Consider the following 897-nt stretch of genomic DNA (forward strand, 5'->3'; position numbering starts at 1 on the left):
ATTGGCAAGCGCTCGATCCGGCGCCGACGGATGAATCGCGCCTGCCGCCAATTCTTTATTAGACTATTGATCCCAATCATAGACATTCCATTGCATAGGTATATCTTAAAGGTACTTTTTGTTGCCAGACAGTGTTTGAATCAGTTCGATAAGACAGTGACATGCGACTAGTATTTGCTTATTAAATAGAAATTTCTACCTTAAAACATGATAATAGACTTGCGAACGTTGATAGAAAGCTATCGCGTGATGGCTTCTTCGTCGCAGATCACAGCGGCGTTGCAGTTGGCTTCGGCCTGAAGGTCGATCAAAGCTCGATGCACCGCGGGTTCAGCGCGGTTCGTGGCGAAGGTTCCAAGGAATTGTCGCATGACATGGCGCACCCCGGCATCGTTGATGGTGCGCTGGTCCTCATCATAATACCGCCCGGCATTCGCACTGCCGGTGATGAGGTCGTAAGATGGGAAATACACAATCTTATCGCCTCGCGCGGCGCATAATTCGCCGGCCGCGGCACGCAAGATCGATTTGGAATAACAATTCGAAGTCATGACGTGCTGATCAAGGTAAGTGGCCACCATTGCGACGGGTGAAACCGTCATCACGACGCGCGCTGATGGATTGACACGCCACAACCGGTCCAAAAAACCGTTTAGGTCGCCGATGACCTCGGCGACGCCTACGTTAACGAACGCGTAGAGAGCCGGGTCGTAAGTGCCGCCGGCGACTCCGGGGGCGAGCGGTAGAACTGCTCCATCTGCACGCCAACGCCAGCTCTCGGTCTGACCGAGCGTGATCACCAAAACGTCTAACGTCTCGAACAACCGACGCACGGCGGCAAAATGAGCGTCGCGCGCCACCCGTACCTCGTCCGCGCTCGCGAAGCCGCCCGGTTGA

Annotated in this window: 1 protein-coding gene; it reads right to left on the minus strand. The window is 54.4% G+C overall.

Annotated elements, in window-relative coordinates; all coding sequences use genetic code 11:
* Positions 1 to 239: 239 nt before the first annotated feature.
* Positions 240 to 897 (minus strand): GSCFA domain-containing protein (locus tag OXS27_RS32350; RefSeq protein WP_267361753.1); only part of this gene is annotated, 658 nt, incomplete at its 5' end.

Origin of the sequence: Methylobacterium sp. GC_Met_3 (genome assembly GCF_026540775.1) — a bacterium.
Taxonomy (GTDB): Bacteria; Pseudomonadota; Alphaproteobacteria; order Rhizobiales; family Beijerinckiaceae; genus Methylobacterium.